The organism is Streptomyces sp. NBC_00572, assembly GCF_026341815.1.
In the GTDB taxonomy this organism is placed as follows: domain Bacteria; phylum Actinomycetota; class Actinomycetes; order Streptomycetales; family Streptomycetaceae; genus Streptomyces.
Genome location: NZ_JAPENX010000001.1, coordinates 7,156,992 through 7,178,726, shown reverse-complemented (window position 1 = coordinate 7,178,726; position 21,735 = coordinate 7,156,992). Strand labels below are relative to the sequence as shown.

Annotated in this window: 23 protein-coding genes and 4 pseudogenes; 9 read left to right on the top strand and 18 right to left on the bottom strand. The window is 67.9% G+C overall.

Annotated features, from left to right (window positions below):
- Both OG514_RS32365 and OG514_RS32360 read right to left on the bottom strand, forming a co-directional pair.
- The coding region (locus tag OG514_RS32365) for a DUF6185 family protein (protein ID WP_266900700.1) at positions 1–2,126 on the bottom strand (2,126 nt) is incomplete at its 3' end.
- Entirely contained in the window at positions 2,123–2,488 is a 366-nt protein-coding gene (locus OG514_RS32360; protein ID WP_266900699.1) for a DUF6185 family protein, read from the bottom strand. The genes OG514_RS32360 and OG514_RS32365, both read right to left, overlap by 4 nt.
- Positions 2,489–2,658: 170 nt before the next feature.
- Between OG514_RS32360 and OG514_RS32355 the strand changes: the two genes are divergently transcribed.
- Positions 2,659–3,429, top strand: a complete 771-nt coding sequence (locus OG514_RS32355) for a transposase (protein ID WP_266900698.1) — start codon at positions 2,659–2,661, stop codon at positions 3,427–3,429.
- Positions 3,430–3,540: 111 nt separating this feature from the next.
- Here the strand turns inward: OG514_RS32355 and OG514_RS32350 are convergent.
- Together OG514_RS32350 and OG514_RS32345 are read right to left on the bottom strand one after the other, a co-directional pair.
- Positions 3,541–3,765, bottom strand: a pseudogene (locus tag OG514_RS32350) (DUF6578 domain-containing protein); the annotation flags it as partial.
- Positions 3,766–4,062: 297 nt separating this feature from the next.
- A pseudogene (locus OG514_RS32345) lies at positions 4,063–4,742 on the bottom strand (GntR family transcriptional regulator).
- Between the two features lie 85 nt (positions 4,743–4,827).
- Between OG514_RS32345 and OG514_RS32340 the strand changes: the two are divergent.
- Positions 4,828–5,079 (top strand): hypothetical protein, encoded by a 252-nt coding sequence (locus OG514_RS32340; RefSeq protein ID WP_266900697.1) that lies wholly within the window; start codon positions 4,828–4,830, stop codon positions 5,077–5,079.
- A gap of 81 nt (positions 5,080–5,160) precedes the next feature.
- Here the strand turns inward: OG514_RS32340 and OG514_RS32335 are convergent.
- The 3 genes and pseudogenes from OG514_RS32335 to OG514_RS32325 all read right to left on the bottom strand — a co-directional run.
- Positions 5,161–5,367, bottom strand: a pseudogene (locus OG514_RS32335) (ATP-binding protein); the annotation flags it as partial.
- Positions 5,366–5,794 carry a DUF4328 domain-containing protein gene (locus OG514_RS32330; RefSeq protein ID WP_323181667.1) on the bottom strand — a complete coding sequence of 143 codons (429 nt, stop codon included), beginning with the start codon at positions 5,792–5,794 and terminating at the stop codon, positions 5,366–5,368. The gene OG514_RS32330 and the pseudogene OG514_RS32335, both read right to left, overlap by 2 nt.
- A 26-nt stretch (positions 5,795–5,820) precedes the next feature.
- Positions 5,821–7,113: a serine/threonine-protein kinase gene (locus tag OG514_RS32325; protein ID WP_323181652.1), complete on the bottom strand. Its 1,293-nt coding sequence runs from the start codon at positions 7,111–7,113 to the stop codon at positions 5,821–5,823.
- Between the two features lie 366 nt (positions 7,114–7,479).
- On the opposite strand from OG514_RS32325, the gene OG514_RS32320 reads away from it, so the two are divergent.
- From OG514_RS32320 to OG514_RS39510, 3 genes are read left to right on the top strand one after another with little or no spacing between them, the layout of a single operon-like run.
- Positions 7,480–8,247 carry an ISL3 family transposase gene (locus OG514_RS32320; RefSeq protein ID WP_266900696.1) on the top strand — a complete coding sequence of 256 codons (768 nt, stop codon included), beginning with the start codon at positions 7,480–7,482 and terminating at the stop codon, positions 8,245–8,247.
- Positions 8,248–8,276: 29 nt separating this feature from the next.
- Positions 8,277–8,846: a helix-turn-helix domain-containing protein gene (locus OG514_RS32315; RefSeq protein ID WP_266900695.1), complete on the top strand. Its 570-nt coding sequence runs from the start codon at positions 8,277–8,279 to the stop codon at positions 8,844–8,846.
- Positions 8,847–9,062, top strand: coding sequence for a transposase (locus tag OG514_RS39510; protein WP_353962712.1), 216 nt, complete (start codon positions 8,847–8,849; stop codon positions 9,060–9,062). It begins immediately after the preceding gene.
- An 8-nt stretch (positions 9,063–9,070) separates the two neighbouring features.
- Here the strand turns inward: OG514_RS39510 and OG514_RS32310 are convergent, their stop codons facing one another.
- Positions 9,071–9,484 carry a hypothetical protein gene (locus tag OG514_RS32310; protein WP_266900694.1) on the bottom strand — a complete coding sequence of 138 codons (414 nt, stop codon included), beginning with the start codon at positions 9,482–9,484 and terminating at the stop codon, positions 9,071–9,073.
- Between the two features lie 157 nt (positions 9,485–9,641).
- Complete coding sequence (locus OG514_RS32305) at positions 9,642–9,836, bottom strand: hypothetical protein (protein ID WP_266900693.1); 195 nt, start codon at positions 9,834–9,836, stop codon at positions 9,642–9,644.
- On the opposite strand from OG514_RS32305, the gene OG514_RS32300 reads away from it, so the two are divergent.
- Positions 9,835–10,146, top strand: coding sequence for a hypothetical protein (locus tag OG514_RS32300; protein ID WP_266900692.1), 312 nt, complete (start codon positions 9,835–9,837; stop codon positions 10,144–10,146). The genes OG514_RS32305 and OG514_RS32300 overlap by 2 nt on opposite strands.
- A gap of 662 nt (positions 10,147–10,808) precedes the next feature.
- On the opposite strand, the gene OG514_RS32295 is transcribed toward OG514_RS32300, so the two are convergent.
- On the bottom strand, positions 10,809–12,128 hold the full coding sequence (locus OG514_RS32295) for a hypothetical protein (RefSeq protein ID WP_266900691.1): 1,320 nt from the start codon (positions 12,126–12,128) through the stop codon (positions 10,809–10,811).
- A gap of 297 nt (positions 12,129–12,425) precedes the next feature.
- On the opposite strand from OG514_RS32295, the pseudogene OG514_RS32290 reads away from it, so the two are divergent.
- A pseudogene (locus OG514_RS32290) lies at positions 12,426–13,168 on the top strand (transposase family protein).
- A gap of 58 nt (positions 13,169–13,226) precedes the next feature.
- Here the strand turns inward: OG514_RS32290 and OG514_RS32285 are convergent.
- Entirely contained in the window at positions 13,227–13,505 is a 279-nt protein-coding gene (locus tag OG514_RS32285; protein ID WP_266900690.1) for a hypothetical protein, read from the bottom strand.
- A gap of 266 nt (positions 13,506–13,771) precedes the next feature.
- Between OG514_RS32285 and OG514_RS32280 the strand changes: the two genes are divergently transcribed.
- Positions 13,772–14,740: a helix-turn-helix domain-containing protein gene (locus tag OG514_RS32280; protein WP_266900689.1), complete on the top strand. Its 969-nt coding sequence runs from the start codon at positions 13,772–13,774 to the stop codon at positions 14,738–14,740.
- An 18-nt stretch (positions 14,741–14,758) separates the two neighbouring features.
- Here the strand turns inward: OG514_RS32280 and OG514_RS32275 are convergent, their stop codons facing one another.
- The gene (locus OG514_RS32275) at positions 14,759–15,508 is read right to left on the bottom strand and encodes a transposase (protein ID WP_266900688.1); all 750 of its coding nucleotides are present in this window, start codon (positions 15,506–15,508) and stop codon (positions 14,759–14,761) included.
- 238 nt (positions 15,509–15,746) lie between these two features.
- Here OG514_RS32275 and OG514_RS32270 point away from each other — a divergent pair, with 238 nt between their 5' ends.
- Complete coding sequence (locus tag OG514_RS32270; protein ID WP_266900687.1) at positions 15,747–16,205, top strand: transposase; 459 nt, start codon at positions 15,747–15,749, stop codon at positions 16,203–16,205.
- Positions 16,206–16,250: 45 nt separating this feature from the next.
- Here OG514_RS32270 and OG514_RS32265 read toward each other — a convergent pair whose 3' ends face one another.
- From OG514_RS32265 to OG514_RS32240, 6 genes are all read right to left on the bottom strand, one after another.
- A complete protein-coding gene (locus OG514_RS32265; protein ID WP_266900686.1) occupies positions 16,251–16,799 on the bottom strand; it encodes a DUF4262 domain-containing protein in 549 nt (182 codons plus the stop codon).
- 201 nt (positions 16,800–17,000) lie between these two features.
- Positions 17,001–17,375, bottom strand: a complete 375-nt coding sequence (locus OG514_RS32260) for a hypothetical protein (protein WP_266900685.1) — start codon at positions 17,373–17,375, stop codon at positions 17,001–17,003.
- Positions 17,376–17,420: 45 nt separating this feature from the next.
- Positions 17,421–18,256 (bottom strand): IS5 family transposase gene (locus OG514_RS32255; RefSeq protein ID WP_266900684.1). Its coding sequence is split into 2 segments (ribosomal slippage): positions 17,421–17,887 and positions 17,887–18,256, totalling 837 coding nucleotides; the frame shifts between segments, so codons are not numbered across the junction.
- A 109-nt stretch (positions 18,257–18,365) separates the two neighbouring features.
- Positions 18,366–18,572, bottom strand: a complete 207-nt coding sequence (locus OG514_RS32250) for a hypothetical protein (RefSeq protein WP_266900683.1) — start codon at positions 18,570–18,572, stop codon at positions 18,366–18,368.
- Positions 18,573–18,582: 10 nt separating this feature from the next.
- Positions 18,583–21,228, bottom strand: coding sequence for a M64 family metallopeptidase (locus tag OG514_RS32245; RefSeq protein WP_266900682.1), 2,646 nt, complete (start codon positions 21,226–21,228; stop codon positions 18,583–18,585).
- Positions 21,215–21,676 carry a hypothetical protein gene (locus OG514_RS32240; RefSeq protein WP_266900681.1) on the bottom strand — a complete coding sequence of 154 codons (462 nt, stop codon included), beginning with the start codon at positions 21,674–21,676 and terminating at the stop codon, positions 21,215–21,217. The genes OG514_RS32245 and OG514_RS32240 overlap by 14 nt, the downstream gene beginning before the upstream one ends.
- Between the last annotated feature and the right edge of the window lie 59 nt (positions 21,677–21,735).

Below are 21,735 nucleotides of genomic sequence, written 5' to 3'. Positions count from 1 at the left end.
GGGGTGGGTGACGTCGAGGCCACTTCCGAGAGGGTCTTCCAGAGCGTGGCGAGCGCGATGAGTTGTGCTACGAAGAACGCCACAGAGGCGAAGCGCATCTGGTAGATGTAAGCGACCATGCCGGCGTTGGTCGCCCAGTAGCGGCGCTCGTTCTGGAAGGTCTGCAGGTCCATCACCAGACCCGTGCACGTCATGACCGAAGCGAATGCCGCGATCTCGCCGATCAAGGAGGGCACGCTCTCTCCGAGGGCCTGGGCGACGAGGAAGTCGGCGACTTCCGGAACGGCGAACGCGAGCGCGACGAAGAGCGCCTTCGTCGGCCCGTGACGGCCCGGAAGATCACGCCACAGCGCCCCGAGGAAGAATCCCGCGACGAGCCACGCGGTCTGCCAGAAGAAGATGAGGAACGTGATCCCGAGGAATCCCACCGGATCCTCCGCGTTCACCGTCCAGGAGTCATCTTTCACCGCGTACGTCCAGTACAGCAGGCCGGTCGCGGGCAACCCGACGAGAGACGCGATGACGGCCCCCCGGCGGGCATTGCCCCACCACGTGGTCAGAGGGCCACAGGCGAACGGAAGATCGACCGGTCTGACGCCGATCGGCAGCGACTGGTCCAGTCTGTCGATCTCGGCCTCGAGCGACTCCCGCTCGGCACGCTCCGCCGGGTTTGCCGTGCCGAGGTGACTCAGGCGTGCCTGGAGTTCCCGGAACCGGCGCGCCAGACGCAGCACGTCGGCCCGCTCGGTCTGCGAGATCGTCATGCCGAGCGGCACGTTGTCGGCGAAAGGCCGCTCCAGAACGGAGACGGAAGAGCCCAGGGCCAGGACGCCCCAGGCCGCACACATGCACAGCAGCAGGGTGAGGGCGTAGGCGGAAAGACCGTAGTAATCCCCCAAGGGCGCGAGAGTGATGGCGAAGAGGACCACGAGGAGGAACTTCTCCGCCGGCGCGGGTGTGAACGCCGACCTCTCGTACTGTTCGACCCGGCAGACCCGCAAGACCCCCAGCACGGCCAGCGGCGCCAGGATCCCCACGAGGCCCAGCATCAGATTCAGAGCATAGTTCGGGAAATACAACCACCAGGTGTCGAGCGTCTCTTCCCACAAGACCTGGAATTCCGGTTGACCGGGGTCGGCGAGCCAGCTGATCCGGTCCCAGTAGCGTGCGAAGGCGAGATAGCCCCACAGGACGGTGACCATCGCCGCCGTGATGGCGGCGGGGACCATCACGCGCGGCGGGATCCGTGTCTCCCTGATCAGCAGGATCCGTTGCCCTGCGGCGATCACCCCCAGCCAGCACACTGACATCAGCGCACAGATGGCGAGGGCCGCCACGGTCCAGCCCGGCGGGGACAGCAGAACGTCGGATGTGGGAAGCAAAGCGAACTCGAACACCTCCGACACCACGTACCAGCCGAGGATCCCCAGGACGAGTACGCTCACGCTCACCCGCAGGCGCTTGGACCGGCTGCCGAGGAGACACAGCGCAAGTCCGAGGAACGCCAGGCTGAACACCGACAGCATCGGCGAGTAGTCGAAGTCCCAGCCCATCAGTCGGCCGAGAAGCCGGTACAGGTTGTCTCCGAGGTAGACGAGCAGGCCCAGGAAGATCAAAAGGAGCGACCACCACCGCAGAAAGAGCAGCGCTGTCGACTCCGCCGGCACCGTCCTGCCTGCCAGGCTGCTCCTGAGTCGCCGAGCCGCGACGAGCAGCAACGCGCCCGAGGCGACATACCAGAACGCTCCCGAGGCGCTCCAGGCGCCCCACGTCCCCCACGCCTCCCAGAATGGCTCCGGCGAAGTGGTGACGATGTTCCACTGCTGTACCGCCGGTGGGCGGAACGTGACTGCGGGATACTGGTCGGGCTTCTTGTGCCGCCAGCTCAGATTCGTTCCGCCTTCGCCGAAGGCCGGCGGAGGCGTGGCCGTCAGTGCGCCCTTACCGCCCAGGTTGACCTGAACGCTCTCCCAGTTCGCGCTCTGCAGGGCGGAAGAAGGCTTCAACTCGACGAGCCAGTACTCCGTCGTCACCGTCAGCTCCCACGGGCCGACAGCGGAGAGCGAGGACTGGACCCAGGTGCTTGCCTCGTAGTGGACCTTGACCCACTGGCCGTCGGCCTTCACGGCCAGCGGCGTGAACCGCCACTCCTCGTCAAGGGGGTGTCCTGCCCCAGCGCGGGTTTGCCCACCAGGCACGCCAGCGCCGATCTGTAGACCGGTGAGTGGGTGTCCAGGAGCAGTTCGGAGGCACGAGCCCAAGTGGCGGGCACGCTGACGTCCATGGTGCTCTTGAGCGCGCTGTAGTCGTTGCCGCGGTGCTCGAACTCCGCCAGCGCCGTCACCTTGGCCTTCTTGAGCTGATCGGCTCGGCAATCGGGCGAGGCGCGTTCGGCGGCGTCGGCCCTTCCCATGACGGGGAGGACGAGGCAGAGGAGCAGCAACAGTACGTGCAGAGGGCGCGGTGCGGAGCAGCCGTGACTGGTCACCGCCCCAGAATCCCCAAGATCCTCCCTGCGCGACGCGCACCGCACTGACGCTCAGGCAAGTCCACTCCAGCAGCCGACACGTCTGCCGTACCCGTCAGCCGTGGTCAGCGATCGGGTAGGCGTCCCCTAAAGGGTGTTGCAGAAGGCTTCGGTTCGGGCATTTCCCTTGTATGCGTGGGGTGTTGAGGGCTGAGCCGTTGTGGGTGGAGACGTTCACGGGTCTGCGGATGCGGCAGTTCGAGCGGCTGGTGAAGGTCGTGCGGGAACGGGGCGGGAACGGTCCCGGTGGCGGCCGGCCGTGGTGTCTGCCGCTGGCGGACCGTGTGCTGCTGGTGGCCGTGTGCTACCGGACGAACCTCACGATGCGGCAGCTCGCGCCGCTGTTCGGCGTCTCGCCTGCGACGGTCTGCCGAGTGATCCAGCGGCTGCGGACGCTGCTCGCGATCGAGCCGGCCTCCCGGCCTGCAGACGCAGTCGAGCGGTTGTGGATCGTGGACGGCACCCTCGTCCCGGTCCGCGACCGCAAGACCGGCGCGTCCTCGCGCAACTACCGGTTCTCGGCGAACGTGCAGGTCATCATCGACGCCGACACCAAACTGGTGATCGCCGCTGCCCGCCCGGTGCCCGGCAACACCGCCGATGCGAAGGCCTGGCGGGACTCCGGCCTGGCCCCGCACTGCGAGGGCGTGACGGTGCTGGCCGACGGCGCGTACATCAACACCGGGCTCGTCGTCCCGCACCGCAAACGCCCCGGCCGGGCCCTGCTGACCGGCGAGGAGGAGGACAACGCCGAGCACCGCAGCGTGCGGGCCCGCGTCGAGCACGCCTTCGCCCGCATGAAGCACTACAAGATCCTCCGCGACTGCCGACAGCGCGGCAACGGCCTCCACCACGCCGTCCAGGCCGTCGCCCACATGCACAACCTCGCCATGGCCGCGTGACCAGAGCGGCCACGAACCCGGCCCTGACCTGCCCGGACACGACCTTCTGCAACACGCTTTAGGCAGTGTCTTCAAAGAGGGTTGAGCCAGAGGAAGAGGGATGCGACGGTGCACCTCGACGATCGACACCACCTGCACCGAAGTGCGTGCATGCCCCTCCCCCTGGCCGTGATGCTCCTCGCGGAAGTCGATCCCAGCCGCACGTTCGCTACCGACGACGTCGGCGTAGTCCTCCGGATCGACCTCCAGCAGTGTCCACGAGACAACATCCCCTGGCGCGAAGCTCCCTCCGCAGCACTGCACCTGCCAGTCATCGACCCAAATCGTTAATGTCATCCCACCATTGTCTGCCGCCTCAGGGCCCGCTGTCGTGGACAGTGGGCGTCAGCGGACCAGGTTAGGGATGGGCCAGCGCTCCAGCGGTTCGTCCTGGCGGTCGGCCCAGTGCCACCAGAGAACTCGGCCCGGGCAACGCCACAGGGAACGACAGACTCGCTTCTCGTCCTCCTCACGCAGGCAGAGGACGTATCCCTTCCACTCCATGGATCGGTCGCACTCAGGGCAGCGGAGGGGCCAGTCAGCCATTGCGTGCAACCTCTCTCGGTCGTTGTCAGTAGTCGGTCGTAGCGTCCCTCAGCTGATGGGGATCTCGTAAACGATCTCGCGCAGCGCTGCGGGCACGACGATGTCCGCAGTCTCCACGGGCCGTCCCTGGTCGCTGTAGTACGTCCGCCGGATGTGCGTGACGAGGGCGGCCTTCTGGATCCCAAGGAGCGACGCTTCCTCAGCGGTCGCCTGCCGCGGCTCGGGCTGCTCGACGGCATGGCTGACCGTGACGCCGATCTCGGCCATGCGGTTAACGACGCCGGCACCGGCGTGAGGCCCGCCCTCGGGAAGGACCACGAGTGTCCCGCCGGTGAGGTCGTATGGCTCCCAGCTCGTGGACAGCTGCACCGGCCGTGCGTCGGCGAGGAACTCGAACGCGGTCCGGACACAAAGTTCACCCTCACCGATCCCGAGTCGCGAAGCGATCTCTGCCGGCGCGGGCACCTTCGCATCGGTCCGGCTCTCCCAGCCGCCATGCCGCCCGACGGCCTTCATGTCGGCCTGGAACGGCGACCCGTCGGGCTGCTCGCGCGCAGCAGACCGAACCATCCGCACCCGCTCCAGGGCTCGGCCACGTAGGTCCCGGACCCGGCCCGTCCCTCCAGCACACCCTGGGAGATCAGCAGCTCCTGGGCCCGGCGAACGACGTGACGACTCCCCAAGATCTGTGCCAGAACCGAGAGATGACGGCACGTGTCCGGTCCCAGGAAGGCTGGCCGATCTTACGGGCCTGGTGATCGGTAGGTTGTGCTGTCGAACACTGAGTCGCCTGTTCAAAGGGGTGGGGCCGGGATGGAAGACCCAGAGATCACGATCAAACTCACCCGTGACGAAGCGACGATCCTGTCGGACTGGTTGGAGCGGTTGCAGATGACCGACCTCAGCAACACAGTTGACGATCCAGCGGCCTGGGCACCGATCCATAGGATCGCCGGCCAGTTGGACAAGATGCTTCCCGCCTTGTTCTTTCCTGACTACGACGAGCGGTTGGAGGAGGCCCGACGTCGCCTGCGTCCCATCGATGACGACAGCCCCGAAGGCTGAGCCGGGCGAACCTCGAGACAGGGCAGCACGATCGTGACCGCGAGTGCGGGACGGCTCGCCGCCCGTCAGGGCGGCGAGCCGTCAGGACAGGTAGCGGCAGCGGTCAGCCGGCCTTGTGGGCTCCTCAGCTCGTGCTCGGGTGCTGGCGAGGCGGTCGGAGTCGGTGCCGGTCTCGATGATGGTGCCGTTAAAGGTGAGGCGGTCGACGATGGCCGCGCAGAGCCGGGGGTCGGTGAAAGTCTTGGTCCAGCGGCCGAAGCACTCGTTGGAGGCGATGGCGACGCTGTTACCGGTCAGCCCTGGCCTTGGCCGCTTGCATGGCGGTCACCCGGTCGACATAGCGGGCGGTGACAATCGCTGCCGGCACTATCAGCAGATGCAGAGCGAGAACGAACCAGGTTACCGGCTGGAACTCATACCGGAACCACCCATCCTTCCCATCCCAGTAGAACACCTCCTTGCGGAACCTGGTCCAGGGATGCAGCAAGAGCGGCCAGGTCATGAGGGGGACCAGGCAGGCGGCCCACCAGGTGTGCAGCAGACGGGCCGGGTCTGTGCTGTCCCCTTGGCCGGGCGGGCTGGAGGCATGCCAGACGTCGTTGGCGATCTGTTTGGGGAGGAAGAGATTCCCGACAGGGATAAGCCATCCCAGCACCGCCATGGACGGGCGGTATCGCAGCCGGCCGGGAGCAAACTGCTCGGCGACGGAGCGCACGCGGGCGGACCAGATCAGCCAGCTCACTACCAGCCCCGCGCCGAAGAGGACCTGGGCGGTCCAGAGCCCGCCGACTGGGCTGCCCCAGGCCCACCAGAGATCTCCCCAGTTCGGATTGAAGGTGTGGTCATATACGTGCCCTTGGTCGGTGGCGGCGATGATCTGGTGGATGGCCGTGAGCGCGGAGACCAAGGCGGAGAGGGTGAGAACCCGTAGACAGTGGCCCGGGACCCGTCGGCCGGGCCCGTCTGGCCGCGTGCGCGGAGGCGTTCGTCGGCCAGACGGGACAGCGGTTCCTGCGTCTGCCCGGCTTGGTCGCGCTGGACTGGGCGGGGTGGCTGGTCGGGGGCCGTGGGCGGGTGCAGCGAGTTGGCCGTGTATGTGGTCAACCCGCTGCACCCGGTGTTCACCCGGGTGTGCGGGTCCTCCTGGTCGAGGAGTTGGATGGCGTCCTGGCCGAGCCGGGTCAGCACATCCAGCGGCAGCCAGGGGCTCAGGGAGTGGTACTGGGTGTCCTGCCGTGCCAGCAGCGCGGCCCGAGTGGGCCGGTCCGCCGGATCCTTGGCGAGGCATGCGTCGATCAGTTCCCGTAGCGTCTCGGGCACACTGGTGAGGTCCGGCGGCTCGTGCACAACCTTGTACATCAGGGCGTGCACCTGCCCTCCCGTCACCTCGAACGGGAGCCGCCCGGAGGCGGCGAATGCGAGCACCGCGCCGAGCGAGAAGACATCGCTCGCCTCGGTCAGACTCTCGCCCCGGATCTGCTCGGGTGACATGAAGCCGGGCGAGCCGACCACCACCCCGGTACTGGTCAGGGCACTGGTGGTGGAGTCCAGAGCACGGGCGATGCCGAAGTCGATCACCTTCGGGCCATCGATGGTCACCATGACGTTCGACGGCTTCAGGTCACGGTGGACCATCCCGGCGGCGTGGATGTCACCCAGCGCCCGGCACAACCCGGAGGCCAGACCACGCACCGAGTGCTCCGGCAGCGGCCCGTGCTGCTCCGCCACCACCTGCTGCAGGGTCGGTCCAGCGACGTAGGTCGTCGCGACCCAGGGCAGTGCCGCGTCCGGGTCGGCGGCCAGCACGGCGGCCGTCCAGTCTCCGCCGACCTGTTGTGCCACGGCGGTCTCCTTGGCGAAGCGGCGCCTGAAGTCCGGGGCCGCTGCCAGTTCGGCGCGGATGGTTTTCACCGCGACCATCCGCCCTCGCGGGGACCGGGCCAGGTAGACCACCCCCATGCCACCTTCCCCTAGTCGGCCAAGAAGCCGGTAGTCGGCGACCCGCTCGGGGTCCTGCTCTTGCAAGGGCTGCACGGTAGGTAGCTCCCCCCTGGAACATCACTGCGGCGCACCAAGGCTAGTGCCGCATGACAGTAGGAGAGCCGTCTATCGCCGTCGCTGCGCTTTCGACGCCGGCCGGTGTTGCCAGTTCTCGGTTCTGGCGCACATTCCGTGAACGATCTTGCTGGCTCTCCGCCAGCAGGCGGCACGCGCACGTGAGCTGCGCGGATTGGACGTCACGAGGCGCTGGTGGATCGCGAGTCAAAATCGTTCACGGAATGTGTGCCAGAACCAATTCGGGTTCTGGCCGGAGTTCCGTGAAAGCGCAGGCCAGCAGCCGTGTGAGGGAACGTTCCGGCAGGGCATGTCTCCGTGGTGGGGGTCTGCTCGCTGGATGATGTGCTGTTCCCGGACGTGGATGTGCGGTTGGAGGCAGTGGAGTTCACTGCTGAGGTGTTGGTGGTGGTAGCGGCCGCGTGCGGTCCGCCGCCCAGATGTCCCGGCTGCCGCGTCCGGGCTCGGCGGGTGCACTCCTGCTATGAGCGATCTCTCGCCGAGCGGCCATTGTCGGGAAAGAAGCTGCTGGTCAGGCTGCGGGTCCGGCGGTTCTTCTGTGACCGGGCCACGTGCCGACGCCGGACGTTCGTCGAGCAGGTCAGCGGGCTGAGCGAGCGCTATCGCCGCTCCAGTCTCGGGCTGAAGGCCTGGCTCGGCCAGGTTGCGGTCGAGCTCGGTGGGCGGCCCGGTGAACGGCTGTGCCGCCGCATGCACCTCACCGCCGGACGAACGCGACTGCTGGAGCTGCTGGTTCCTCCGCCGGTGCCGGAGCGAGCCCCGCGGGTTCTCGGTGTCGACGAGTTCGCCTTCCGCAGGGGCCGCACCTACGGAACCATCCTCGTCGACGTGGAGGCCGGCCACGTTGTGGATGTTCTGCCCGACCGTACCTCCGAGACCTTCGCAGCCTGGCTGCGCGAGCATCCAGGCGCCGAGATCATCTGCCGTGACCGGGCCTCGGCCTACACCCGCGCCATCAAGGAAGCGGCGCCCGATGCCGTGGAAGTCGCAGACCGCTGGCACCTGCTCCAAAACCTCGCCTCCGCCGTGGAGAAGACCTGCCACCAACACCGCGCCTGCCTGCCTGCCTGCGTAAACGCGTCGACGAGGTGACCGGCAGTATCCCGGAGGCACCACCGCTGATGCAGCTACCTCTCCACGAACTACCGCGAACGCCGATCATCGACCGGACCCGGCACCGCCACGCTGACGTCCAGAAGCTCGTCGCCGCGGGCTGGACCATCAGTGCCATCGCCCGCCGTCTCCACCTCGACCGCAAGACCGTCCGGCGCTTCCGGGACACCGACCTCGACCAGCTCCTGGCCTCAGCGAACGAACGTCAGCCGGCCGGAGTCCTGGAACCGTTCAAGCCGTACCTGAACACCCGCTTCACTGAAAGCCTCGGCCAGGTCAGCGGCAGCCGCCTCTACCTGGAGATCTGCGAGCGCGGCTACCGCGGCAGCCGTCAGGTCGTCCGCAAACACCTCGCCGCCCTCCGCGCAGGCTACGCCGAACCCATCCGCGCCGACGTACCCAGCCCTCGCAAGATCACCAGCTGGATCATGCGACCGCAAGACACCCTCCCGCCCGAACTCGCCCGCCGCCTGCTCGAAGTTTGGATCGCCTGCCCAGACATCGCCCGAGCCTGCGACCTCGCCCGAGCCTTCGCCGAAATCCTCCGACGCCGGCGCGGGTTCCTGCTGACCGAGTAGATCCGCCAGGCCGAACAGGACGCCCCGAAGCCGGTGAGCGGCTTCGCCGGCTTCCTCCGACAAGACTTAGACGCCGTCACCGCCGGACTCACCCTCCACTGGAGCTCAGGCATCGTCGAAGGCCACGTCAACCGCGTGAAAACACTCAAGCGAGCCATGTACGGCCGGGCATCCTTCATGCTCCTCCGGACCCGGATCCTCACTCAGGGTAAGTAGTGATCAGGTCACCGCAGGGGTTCGAGAATCCTTCGGGCCTCCTCGCGCACGGCTCGGTCTTCATCGGATGTCAACGCCGAGCACAGCACCGCAAGCCGTTCTCCGTCCTCCTCTGACTGACCGCAGATATTGAGGATCGCAGCCCCAAGGTGATCGCCGGTTTCGTCATCCGCGCTGGCGAGCGCGGTCAGCACCATGCGCAGACCGAGCACATCCCAGCGTTCGAGTAGAGCCTCCGCCGTCTCCTGAGTGACGAACGTGTCGCGACCATCCAGCAACAGCCGGTGCAGGACCTCGGCTACCTCGGGAACCTCCGCGACGGCCGCCAGACGCCGGCCTGAGGCCGCTCTAACAGACCATGACGCCGAAGGGGCCTCCTGAAGAAGTGGGGTCAGCTCGTCATGAGACTCAAAACCGGTCATGGTCCTCACTCTGGCACACCCACTTTCGCTCGTCCGTTCGGACGTCACGCAATCGCGGTCAGGCAGCAGGCTACTCAGAAGCTGCGCTGTCTCGGCCTCCATGTCCACTCCCCCGCCTAGACCCTCGTTGATCCGAAGTCATCGGAAACCACGTCATCTACAGCCGGAGCGCAACCGGCGGCGGCGCCATCGCGAACGACGGTCCACTGACGGTCACCCGCTCCCGGCTGACCGGGAACACCGCGACCGTCACCAAGGACACCCAGAGCACCGACTTCGCGGCCGACATCATCGGCTTCGCCGAGACGACCGAGAGCAGGGTGGAGATCAGTGGCAACCGGGCAGTAGCCATGGACGGCACCGCGCGCGGTGGCGGCGTCCGCGTGGGCCCCTTCGGCACGCTCGACCTGACCGACAGCCATATCACCGGTAACACCGTCGACGCACCGAACGGTACGGCTCAGGGCGACGGCCTCTACCACGCCGGGGGAACCACGGGCTGGGCACCACCACGCTGCAGGAGAACACCATCACCCTCAACCCGGGCGGGCGACGGCATCTTCAAGGCGTCCGGCGTCCTGATCCTGAACGGCGATGTCATTCGCAACAACCAGCCGAACAACTGCAGCCCCGCCGGTGCGGTCCCGGGCTGCACCGGCTGACGGTCACCCTGAGGCGGTTCAGCCCGCCGGGCTGCATGGCCACGGTGTCAGGAGTCGAAAAGGTCAGCGCGCCCGGGGCAGTGGGCGCTCGTCAGCCAGGCCGCAGGCGAGCACGGCGCGTTGGCTCTGGTCTACGACCGAGGGCGCTGAGCCCTCGATCGGTCGACGGCGTCCACCAGGGGTGCGGGGCGGGGCACCCTGAGCCCCAGGTCGCGGCACCTGTCTGCTGGCCAGCAGACCGCCGCGCGCCCGAGACCTCCTCCACCACATCCAGACCGCAGCCGCCCTGCGGGCCTTGGCCACAGCCCCGACTCGGGCGTCGGGAAGGCGACGTCCGGTCACGGCTTCCCCGAGGTCGACAACGTGGTGCCGCCCGCGGTGCTATGTGCGTACCGGATCGGGGTGATGGCCCGGCTGTCGCGTCGGGTGGGCTCGCAGCCAGTGCAGCAGCCAGGAGGTTACGGTCACGCTCTTCCCGGCGCGGCGGACAAGGTCGCGGGTGACGGCGGTGAGGCTCGCTTCCCAGGTGCCGTCGACGGCCCATCTGATCAGCCGTTGGTGGCGGTCTGGGATGAGCCGAGCTCGTCGGGAAGGTCCCGCCAACGAGTTGGGGCGGTAGTTCCACTCGATGGCCTCGAGCGGGCGGGGCGGGGCGGGGCTGCTCAGCTGGTGGCGCGGAACAGTGTGACCTGATCGGCGCCGCCCGCGACGGCGCCGTACTGGTTGACGAGGCGAGGGGCGGCGCCGGGGGCCGTGGTGAGGTCTCTGCCGGTTCGGGCGTCGAGGGTGATCGGGGCGTCCTGGAGCGTCATGCCGTAGACGACGCCGTGCCAGGCGCCGGTCGCCTCGAGGAGTGCCCGCCCGCCGGATGCTTCGGTACGGGGGATCTTCCACAGTTGCCGGGCCGATGCGGTGTCGTATGCGGCGATCCACCCGCCCTCGGTGTCAGAGGCCTTGCACACGGTGGCCGAGCGTTCATCGAAGCTGCAAGGTCCGACTGTGGTGAAGTATGCGTCAGAGCCGGGCACGGCGGTACGCCGTCCTGCGGCAACTGTCACGAGGAACTCGGGTTCCCGCTCGTCGCGGTCGTTCGCCCGCTCCACCAGCAGACGGCCCGGCCCGAAGACGGACATCCGTGCCCCTTCCCCGCCGCCGAAGTCGTCCCATGCCCACCGCCGGTCGCCGCTGGCGGCGTCACGCGCGGTGACGGCCAGGTCCGTGCCACCCCGCCAACTCCCGCTCTCGGAGGAGAATCCGACGGCGAGGCCGTCCTCCACGTGCTCCGCCGCGAAGTTCTTCTGCTTCCAGTGGACCTTGCTGTCTTGGATCCCGACCCCGTAGGTGATCGGGGCGCCGTTGGACCGCACGACGACCACCACGGTTCCGGCATCCGTCCCGGCCACTTCGGCGGTGGGCGCGCCCGCGCCTGAGTCGAGGAATCCGTCGGGCAGGTCCGTCAGGGGAAGCGGCCAGGAGGCCGACCAGGCGGTGCGAGCGGTCGACGCGTCGAGCGCGAGGGCCTGTACGGCCATCGTGGCGACCTGGGTACCGGTGGCCGGCGGCAGCGTGACGAAGGCCCCGACGGCGGCGGTCACCGTTCCGATGCGGATCGACGAGGGTGCACCGGTGGCCCGCCCGATTCCCTGTGCGGTCTGGGGTTGCTCGTCCTCCGGCCTGGCCAGGCCTGTGTCCGACCCGTCAGTGATATTCACCGCGCTCAGGGAGTCCGGCGCGAGGGAGTACGCGTAGGGGCCTGCCAGGAGGATGTTCGCGACTCCCAGCCCGCTCGGCGGGCCGCTCGTGATCTCGTCGAAGGTCCGGGGCGGGTCGAATGCGGCGATCGGCGGCGGAGGCGCCGTGGTGCGAGGGGTGGCGGTCGCCGAGGTCGTCGAGGCGGGGTACGAGTTCGCGTCGTTGCTGCTGTCGGTCCCGCCGCACCCGGTGAGCAGGAGCAGACCGGAGACGACAGACGGAATCGCCAAGGCCCGCACGGGTGTGCGTACCAGTAAGGGGGTGCTGCCCATGGGAGCCTCCGGGGGTGGGGGCGGGCGCGTCGTAGGGGACACGTCGCCGCTTCGTGGTCTTCTCGGTGCGTCGGTGCATGGTGCGGCAGAATGCGGGTGACCCAGAGAGCCGTTCCATGCGGCTGTCTGTACGCGTCAGTGCCGCCTGCGCCAGGGCAGTTGACCATGTGTCAGTTGTTGTGATCTAGAGCGTGTTGCAGAAAGCTGTGGACCGGGCATTTCCCTTGCAGGGGTGGGGTGCTGAAGGCTGATCCGATGAGGGTGGAGCGTTCACGGGGCTGCGGATGCGGCAGTTTGAGCGGCCGTTGAGAGTGGTGCGGGAACGGGTCGGGAACGACCCGGGTGGCGGGCGGCCATGGCGCCTCCTTCCGCCTGCGGACGGGGTACTGGTCGCCGTCTGCTACCGGACGAACCTCACCATGCGGCAGCTCGCCCCGCTGTTCGGCGTCCCGCCAGCGACGGTCTGCCGGGTGATCCAGCGGCTGCGGGCGCTCCTCGCCATCGGGCCGGCCACCCGGCCCGCCGACACGGTCGAGCGGCTGTGGATCGTGGACGGCACCCTGATCCCGGTCCGCGACCGGAAGGCCGGCGCCTCCTCACGTAACTACCGGTTCTCGGCGAACGAGCAGGTCATCACCGATGCCGACTCCAAGCTGGCAATCGCCGCGGCCCGGCGGGTGCCCGCAGCATCGCCGACGCGAGGGCATGGCGCGACTCCGGCCCCGCCCAGCCCTGCGAAGGCGTGACTGTCCTCACCGACGGCGCCTACATCCACACCGGCCTCGTCGTCCCCCACCCGCAAACGCCCAGGACGGGCCCTCCTGCCCGGCCAAGAGGAAGACAACGCCGAGCACCGACGGGTCAGAGCCCGAGTCGAGCATGCCTTCGCCCGCATGAAGCACTACAAGATCCTCCGCGACTGCCGCCAGCACGGCCCCGGCCTCCACCACGCCGTCCAAGCCGTCGCCCACATGCACAACCTCGACCTCACCGCATGACCAGACCAGCCCGCGATCATGCCCTGACCTCCCCGAACACAACCTTCTGCAACACGCTTTAGCCGCTCTTGCCTCGGCGGACGAGAGCGACGATCGCACCGGGGGCCAAGGCAATCGCCACGACGAGCATCACGAGGAGGGTGGGGGACTCCCCCTGGTAGGAGTCACTGACCTCCACCTGCGAGGCGAAGAGGCCGGCTACCAGAACGAAGAGAGCCGAGACACCGAGAATGATCACACCCCACGCCCTGCCCGCCGGGATGCTGCGCATCGGGATGAGCGAGATCAACAACCAGACCACCGCGACGACCACCAGCACGGTCAGCGAACCAGACATCGGCACTCCCAAGTCATCCTGAAGCCACCTCGCATGGCCTCGAAGAACTTAGGACGGATTCAGCGCGCGCAATGTGTCATGCGTGCAGGGGACTTTGTTACTTGTGCATTGTTGAATGCAGCCTCTGCGCCTCGACTCCATTGCGTGGTTCGGCTGGCCCCTGGCATTCTGGTGCCTGGCTGACTGCGTGGGGGGCGACTTGTGAGGGCAGGAGCCGAGGCGTTACCCAGCAGGGCCGACGGCGGGTCCAGACCCATGCCTGCCCGGTGAGCCCGATCCTGGACACCACCTCGGTACCTCCGCGAGACCGGGAAGAGGTGGTCCGGCATGCGGTGTGGGAGTCCGTCGTACGGATCGATATCGATCACCATCTGCCGCCCGATGACCTCGCGGTGCACATTGGGCTGGACACCGTAGGGCCCATCGGGGTCTGCTCGGCGCGAGCGACCGCGCTGACCATTCGACGGACCCCGCGGCTGGCGCGAGAGGACGATGAGCCGGCCGTATTCCTTGGCCTTCAAGTGACGGGCACCAGCGTGGTGGTGCAGAACGACCGCGAGGCCCTGCTGAATCCGGGAGATTTCGCCCTCTACGACACATCCGCCCCCTACACGCTCCTCTTCGACGAGGGGGTCGACCAGCATTTCCTCCGTTTTCCCCGCGCGGCACTCGCGCTGCCTGAGCGGTCGCTCCGTGAGACCACCGCGGTAGCCCTCGCGTCCGACAATCCTCTTGCTCGCCTGGCCTCCACATACTTTGGTCAACTGGCCGTCAGCGAGGAGCTGCACCAGGGCCGGCACGCCGAAGCGGTCGTGGAGCCCAGCGTCGAACTCGTCCGGGCCGTCGTGGCGTCCCAGCTCGGAAACGCGGACCTTGCCCGGGGACCATTGGAGGAGACACTCGGTCTGCGCGTCACGCAGTACATGCGGGCACACCTCGCAGATCCCGACCTGTCGGCGGCACGGATCGCCGCCGTGCACGGCATTTCGGTCCGTCATCTCTACACCGTGCTGGCCCGGTCGGGTATCAGCCTCGGAGACTGGATCCGCACGCACCGCCTGGCAGCATGCAAGCGGGAGCTGGCCGCCCCGAAGGGCCGACGGAGGACCATCGCAGCGATAGGTCGGAGCTGGGGCTTTGTCGACGCGACCCACTTCAGCAAAGTGTTCAAACAAGCCTATGGCATCTCGCCCCGGGCCTGGCGCGACCACAACCGCCCCCACCCCTCTGCCTGAAGGAAGCATTGAGCGTTTTCAGCGTTGCCTCTCCAGGGTGAGGACGGCTGCGGCGATTGACGTCATGCGGTTGGGGCTTACGCGGGACCGGCGGAAGATGCGCCAGGACTTCAGTCGTGCCATCCCGCGTTCGACGGGTGCCCGGGCCTGGGCCAGTGCCCGATTGACCGTGCGCTGGGTCAAGGACAGTTCACCTCCTGGAGGCCGTTTGCGTCCGGTGGTCACCCACGGTCCGGCTCCCTGGTAGGCGCGGTCGGCGAGGACGGGGACGCCCTGGCGTTCGCAGATCCGGATGATGCGGTGCGCGCGGGCCGCTGTGAGGTCGTGGGTGCGGCCGGGCAGCGCGGGCGAGATCCACAGCATGTGGCCCGTCGGGTCGGTCACGACCTGCACGTTCACGCCGTGCCGGCGGTGCTTGTGGGAGTAGGCGGCCCGTCCGTCGCCGGTCCGGTCGCACTCCGCGAGGGTGCTGTCGAGCAGTACGTAGTCAGGGTCGCTCTCGCGCAGGCCCTTGAGCAGGCCCGGAGCCCGGTCGGCGAGGAGAGCGATCACGGCGGATGTGTAGGCGTGGGCGGTGCCGACGGAGATCCCGAAGCCGGCGGCTATCTGTGCGAGGGGGTCGTGCTTGCGCAGGTACACCAGGGCGACCAGCGCACGCTGGTGCGGCGGCAGCTTGCACCGCCGGTCACCCTCACGGGTGACGATGAGCATGGTGACCCACCCGACCAGTGCGTGCGGAAGGTCGAGTGCGCCAGGATAGGGAACCAACAGGGCTCCTGTGCCGGTGGGTTGAGACTTCGAACACCTCCCTCAACGGCGCGGGGGCCCTGTGTGTTGCGGACACCTCCCTACACCCCGCCCTCGTCACCCGATCAGTGGCCACGCTGAAAACGCTCAATGAAGGCCCTACAAGCCCTACCTGGAGCGCCGATTCGCCGAGGGATGCACCAGTGTCACCCGCCTCCACAGCGAGCTCGTTGCCAACAACGCGCCCGTCACCTACCAGATGGTCCGCGCCCATATCGCCACCCTCCGCGTGGCTCCGGCCGGGGCGCCGCCCCGGCCGCCGACGATGCGGCAGGTGACCGGCTGGCTCACCCGACACCCAACCGCGCTGAGCGAGGACGACTGTGCCGGCCTGAAGGACGTCCTGGCCCGCTGCCCCGAACTGGACACGGCCGCCGGACACGTCCGCGACTTCGGCGAGATACTCAGCGACCGCCTCGGAAGCACGCTCCCTGCGTGGATCGACGCGGTCGACGCGGTCGACGCCAGCCAGCTACCCGGCCTCACCGGCTTCGCACTCCACCTGCTCCGAGACTTCGACGCCGTGACCGCCGGCCTCACCCTGCACTGGAGCTCGGGCAGCATCGAGGGCGCCGTCAACCGCATCAAGAAGATCAAGCGGCAACTCTACGGCCGAGCCGGATTCGAACTCCTACGCAAGATGATCCTGCTCCAATAGCGCATCGCCCGGGCGCCGACTCGCCAGATTCCCGGCCCCTTGAGATCAGAGATCGGCCGTCCAGATCCCGACAGGATGGTCACGCGAAGGGAGCCACAACTGAGGCTGTGAGTCGCGATGCCTCTTGTCAGCCTGCTCATCCCAGTGGAAACGGCCCTCGGCATCAGGCCACGCGACTTGCAGTACGGGGAGAGGCGGCCGTCGGTAGAACCCGATGGCCTGTACAAAGAAGGTCCGGTACCAGCTGCGATCGACCTGCCTGAGCGCGACTCGATACCCGTGGACAACATCAGGATGGCTCTGGCCGTCCGCCAGCACTTCGCCCGCGGCGGACCTCTCTCCGAGAGTGTTGAGCATGCGGTGCATGGCGTGGACATCGAGCCCGAACATGGCGAGTTCAGGTCCGCCGTGGGTGTGCGCGAGGCCGATCGTGTAGGCGAATCCAGGCCCGATCTCGTCTTCGGGAACCATCACGACGTGCCATCCATGCTGCTGCACGTGCTCGATGACCGTCAGATCCATGCGGTCCGCTTCGTCCCGGTCGCCGTAGTCATGGCAGAGGACACACCGGCACCGGAACGGATCATCAGTCATGTGCGGAGGGTACGAGGCAAGCCTTCAGGTCGAGCAACCGGGGTTTGGACCCTCTCAATCGAACAGCGCCATCACCCTCCGCGACGGCTCCCCAAGATCTGTGCCAGAACCGAGACTTGGAAACGCCTGTCGGGCGTGTCGGCGTCGGCCGATGGCGGGCAGAGGTTGCCCTGCCTGTGCTCGCTACGCGGGCGTCGCCTCTCAGCGTCCCGCCGCGGTCGGTGGGGTGGCGGCTCCGTTGAGGCAGCGGTCGAGAAGTGCGTGCATACGGCCTACGGGGAGAGACGGGTTGGCCGCGGCGCCTTCTGCGGTGCGAGGGTCGGCGAGGAGGGTCTCCAGGGCTTCCGGTGTCAGGCGCGGGTTGGCGGCGGCGGCCCGCCGCACCGTCTCGTCGGCGTCGTCCACCGGGGGTTCGGGCAGGGTGGGATCGGCTGCGGCCAGGGCGCGTACCTCGGGATCCGGGTGGCCGACGAGGTGGGTTCGGCCGGTACGCGGGAAGCCGGGCCGCGTCAGCAGGTCCGAACGGTGGTCCGGTCGGGTGACGAAGACGTCCAGGAGCAGGTGCGGCGGAGCCAATGGGTGGTTGCAGGCCAGCCGGGTCCGGACCTCCTCTTAGAGGTCCTAACAAAGGCGTTGGACGTGTCGGTGGGTGATGATGCAGGTGGCGAGCCCGAGGAAGGCTTCGTGGATGTCGTCGCGTCGTTCCCACCGGATCCGTAGCCGGCGGAAGCCGTGGAACCAGGCGATGGTCCGCTCCACGACCCACCGGTAAACGCCGAGGCCGGAACCGTGTGGGACGCCGCGGCGGGCGATCACAGGTTTGATGCCCAGCGCCCAGACGAGACGGCGGTATTTGTCGTGGTCGTAGCCGCGGTCGCCGAGCAGGCTGTCGGGTCGGTTGCGTGGACGTCCGACCAGGCCGACGACCGATGGGATCTTCTTCAGCAGAGGTATCAGCTGAGTGACGTCGTTGCGGTTGCCGCCGGTCAGCGAGACGGCGAGCGGGATGCCCTGGCCGTCGACGATGACGTGGTGTTTGCTGCCCGGCCGTGCTCGGTCGACCGGGCTGGGACCGCTTTTGGGCCCCGTCGAGCCGCCCTGACATGGGAGGAGTCGATCACCGCCCGCGACCAGTCCAGCTTCTTCGCGACCCGCAGCTTCTTCAGCAGCACCAGGTGCGGTTGCTCCCAGACGCCGGCAGCGTTCCACGCGGCCAGACGCCGCCAGCAGGTCATCCCGGAGCCGAAGCCGAGCTCCTGCGGCAGGTACTCCCACTGGATCCCGGTGTGCAGCACGAACAGGATCCCGCAGAGTGCCTGCCGGTCCGGCACCCGAGGGCGACCCTCCACCTGCTTCGGCACCGGCTCAGGCAACAACGGCTCGATGAGCGACCACAGTTCATCCGACACGATCCACGGCCGCGACTGACGTTTCCCCACGGCCACACCAACGACCATCCGAGCCGAAAGTCACATGATCAACGACTTCTGTTAGGACCTGTTAGTGGTCTGCGCTCGAAGTCCTTCGGGGGTTGACCCCGGAGCCGATGTCGTGCGTGGTGTCCTGTCAGATGTCGAGGGCAGCGAGGTGGAGCTGGCAGGCGCAGTCGAGGGCGTCTTCGGGGGTGCCGGCAAGGCCGCCGGTGGGCAGGATGGAGTCTTCGTAGCGGTCACTGCCGGCGTAGTAGAGGGCGAAGCCCCACCTGCCGACGGCGCCGGTGTAGCGCAGCCGCATCAGCTTGACCTGTTCGCCGTCGGCAAGTTCGGCCTCCACGTAGGCGGGATCAGCCGTCGCCTGGCTGGTCGGGGCGTTCCCGACAAAGGCGCGCGAGGCAACGGCGGGCAAGGTTCGGATCCATGCCCCACTGCTCGAAGAAGGCGGGGCCGATCGCGCCGCTGGAGACCAGGCAGCACAGCAACTCCACGAGCCGGTCGTCGCCCGGCTCCTGCCCTGGCGTTCCGGCGCCACCGACGACGGCCTGGGCCGTCAGCAGTTGTTCGCGGGTGAACGGACTTCCGTGGAGAGTCTCGCCGTGCGCGCGAACCCGGATGGTGTACAAGCCCGGTGCGGTGGTTCTGAAACTACCGGCGTAGTCGCCGCCGGGCTTCGGTTTCAGGAGCACGGTGTGGCTGCCGCCGCTCGGCCATGTGACCTCCGCCCACACCGTCGCGCGGTCCTCGACCGGTACGTCGTATTCGCGAAGGCGGGCGATGAGCGCCACGTCCGCGCCCGGCCGGAGGTCGCCTTGCAGGGCATCTGCCTGGAAGGACAGGTTCGAGTGGCAGTGGACCAGCAGGTCGTAGGGCAGCGCGGTCTGCGTTTCGGACTCGCGGAGCCGTTTCAGTACCGCAGTCCACACGCCCTGGTGGGCCGACACAGCCGGGTCGGGTACTGCGGGCAGCGCCAACCGGTGGTAGGCCACGTCGTCGCCCACGACGTAGTCGCCGGTTCCAAGTTCAGCTGCTGTGTCGGCCTCGAAGACCGTGCCGTCCGGCGTTTCCAGTCGGAAGTCCACGGCGTAGGGGTAGGAGGTGAGCAGGAAGGCGTCGAGACCGATGTCGGCCTCACTGACGGTGAAGGGGATGCGGTGCTCGCGTCCGAGGGGCAGTTCGCCGTGGGGGTCGAGGACTATGCCGGCGTTGTTGACGCCGGCGAGCACCTGAAGGAAGTACTTCGCAAGGCGGTGGCGCTGGGACTCGTCGAGCGCGCCTGTCACCAGCAGGTAGCCCTTGTTGCCCTGGGTGAGTGCCTGGAGTGCGGCAACGCTGATGTTGTGCGGCAGGCCGAGCCCGATGGCGAACGTGTTCGCTGAGAGGCCCGCGCTCGCCGTGGCGATCGTGGGTGCGGTGTTCTCCATGCCGTCGGTCAGGATGACCATGGCTTGGGTTCCGTACGGTGTGGAGGCTGCGGCCTGGCCATCGACGAGTGCGGTACGACCGGCCTGTACGCCGGCGCCGATCGAGGTGTTCGCACCGGGATCCAATGCGGGGCTGTTGATCTGATTGAGTGCGGCGGAGCGGCCGGAACCCGAGGGAGCGGGCCCGACATCGGTGACGTCGGTGAGGCGTTGCGCCGTACTGTCGAAGCGGACGACGGACAAGCCGTCCCCGGGCAGCATGGATTGGATGAAGACGCCGGCCGCCTCCCGGAGCTTCTGGACCTTCGTCGTGCCGTCGCCTGCTTCCTCCTTCATGCTGCCTGACCGGTCGAGGACCAGTACGACCTCAGTGCGCGGGCGTGCGACGGTGGCCGCACTTATCGGGATAGTCCACGTTTGCCCGGTCTGGTCGAGGCGGACGGTGACGGAGCCGCTTGCGGTGTCGCCCGCTGTGGTCGACGTGTACGAGATCCAGAGCCGCGCGTAGTTCGCGGGAGTGTAGGGTCCGGCGAGCACCTGGGCCTGTGCTGGAGGCACTGCGGTGAAGGCGCCCGTGGGGCCGCTGACCACGCGGAAGGTCAGCCGGCGGCACGTTTGCACCTCAAACACGACGGCACGGAAGGTGGTCTGGCCTACTCCGCCCACACCTTCCGGCACGTTTCCGAACGCGACGCCCGGGGTTTGCAGCGCGATGGATTCCGGGGGCAGATGTTGTTGAAGTGCCTGCCTGATAACTCGGGAACACACGGGGCAGAAGGGACCGTAGTCGCGCATGTAGCAACTGGGCAGGGGTCGGTAGGCGCCGCACCTGACATACACGGCCCCCTCGTACGCCCCGACCGCCCCGGCCGGTGGCGGTGAGGCGGGCGGTGTGCAGCCGGTGCAGCCGCTGTTGCACGAGGACGGCATCGGTGTGCTGGCTGCGATCAGATCGCGCCATTTGTTCGTTGTGCGGTTGGCGTCGAAGGTGACGTTGGGCTCGGGCGGTTCGGGACCGGAAGCGTTGCCGCCGTTCTCGTACTCATCGGCCAGACCGAAAGCCGAGTGCCCAATCTCGTGGATCGCGATCTCGGCCGACGACGCATGGGTCGAGCAGCTGGCCACGGAACCTCCGGCGCCGCCGTACTTCGCCGAGTTGACGATGACGAGTGTCTGGTTGCGCAGCGGCACGGCCGCCTTGGCCGCGGCGTCCGCCCGAGTGCTGTCGACGGTCAGAAGCCGCTCCAGCGTCGTCGAGCCCCATGGGCTGCAGAACGTGGCGTCGAAGAAGGTCCTCGGTGTCGCGCCGGTCCCGCCGCAGCCGGTGGGGTCGTCGGCCCCGCTGTCCGTAGATGTTACGTCCACCCGCCATACGTTGATGCCGCACCACAACTCGTCGAATGGCGGGGTGGTGCGGATGCGGTCGATGAAGGCCTGCACGTCGGAGTGGAACTTGCCGAGTTCGCTCGCCTGGTAGCCGTCGCCGAGGACGACGAGGTCCCAACGCGCCAAGGGGGAACCGTGGTCGACGACTTTGGTGGCCGACCCGATGCTGCCGTCACCCGCGCCCATGAGGGTCTCCCCTACGCTCGTGCAAGGCGAATTGCCCTTGCATGCGTGCCGCGCTTCGTCGCTCGTACTCGTCGGGTGGAGTCGCCCACACGCTCACGGTCTCCGCCTGCCGCAGGGCCGGCACGATCACCTCGAAGTCCGTCGGCTCCGGCGGACGCCAGTGGACCTCGATGCGTCCGTCAGGCGAGTGGTGTTCCGCGCGAAGGTGGAACGGGTCATGCAGCAGCTGGTGGTACAAGGCTGTTCCGCCCGAGTCGAGGACCTCCACCCAGGCCCCCGAGTTCTCGCCACCTCGCGGCGGCTCACCGACAGCCGCAGGAGCCAACATCGGCAGACGCTCGCTCTCGGCCAGCTGTACGGACTCGCCGTCGAAGTGGAAGGTGAGGCGCCAGGATTCTCGTGGCGTGTCGGCCACGCGGCGGGTTGGGTCGTCGGCCATCGCAGCCATTACAGCCTCCGTCGTCGGGACTTCTGCCGCCCCCTCGCCGTCGCTTCCAACGTAACCCC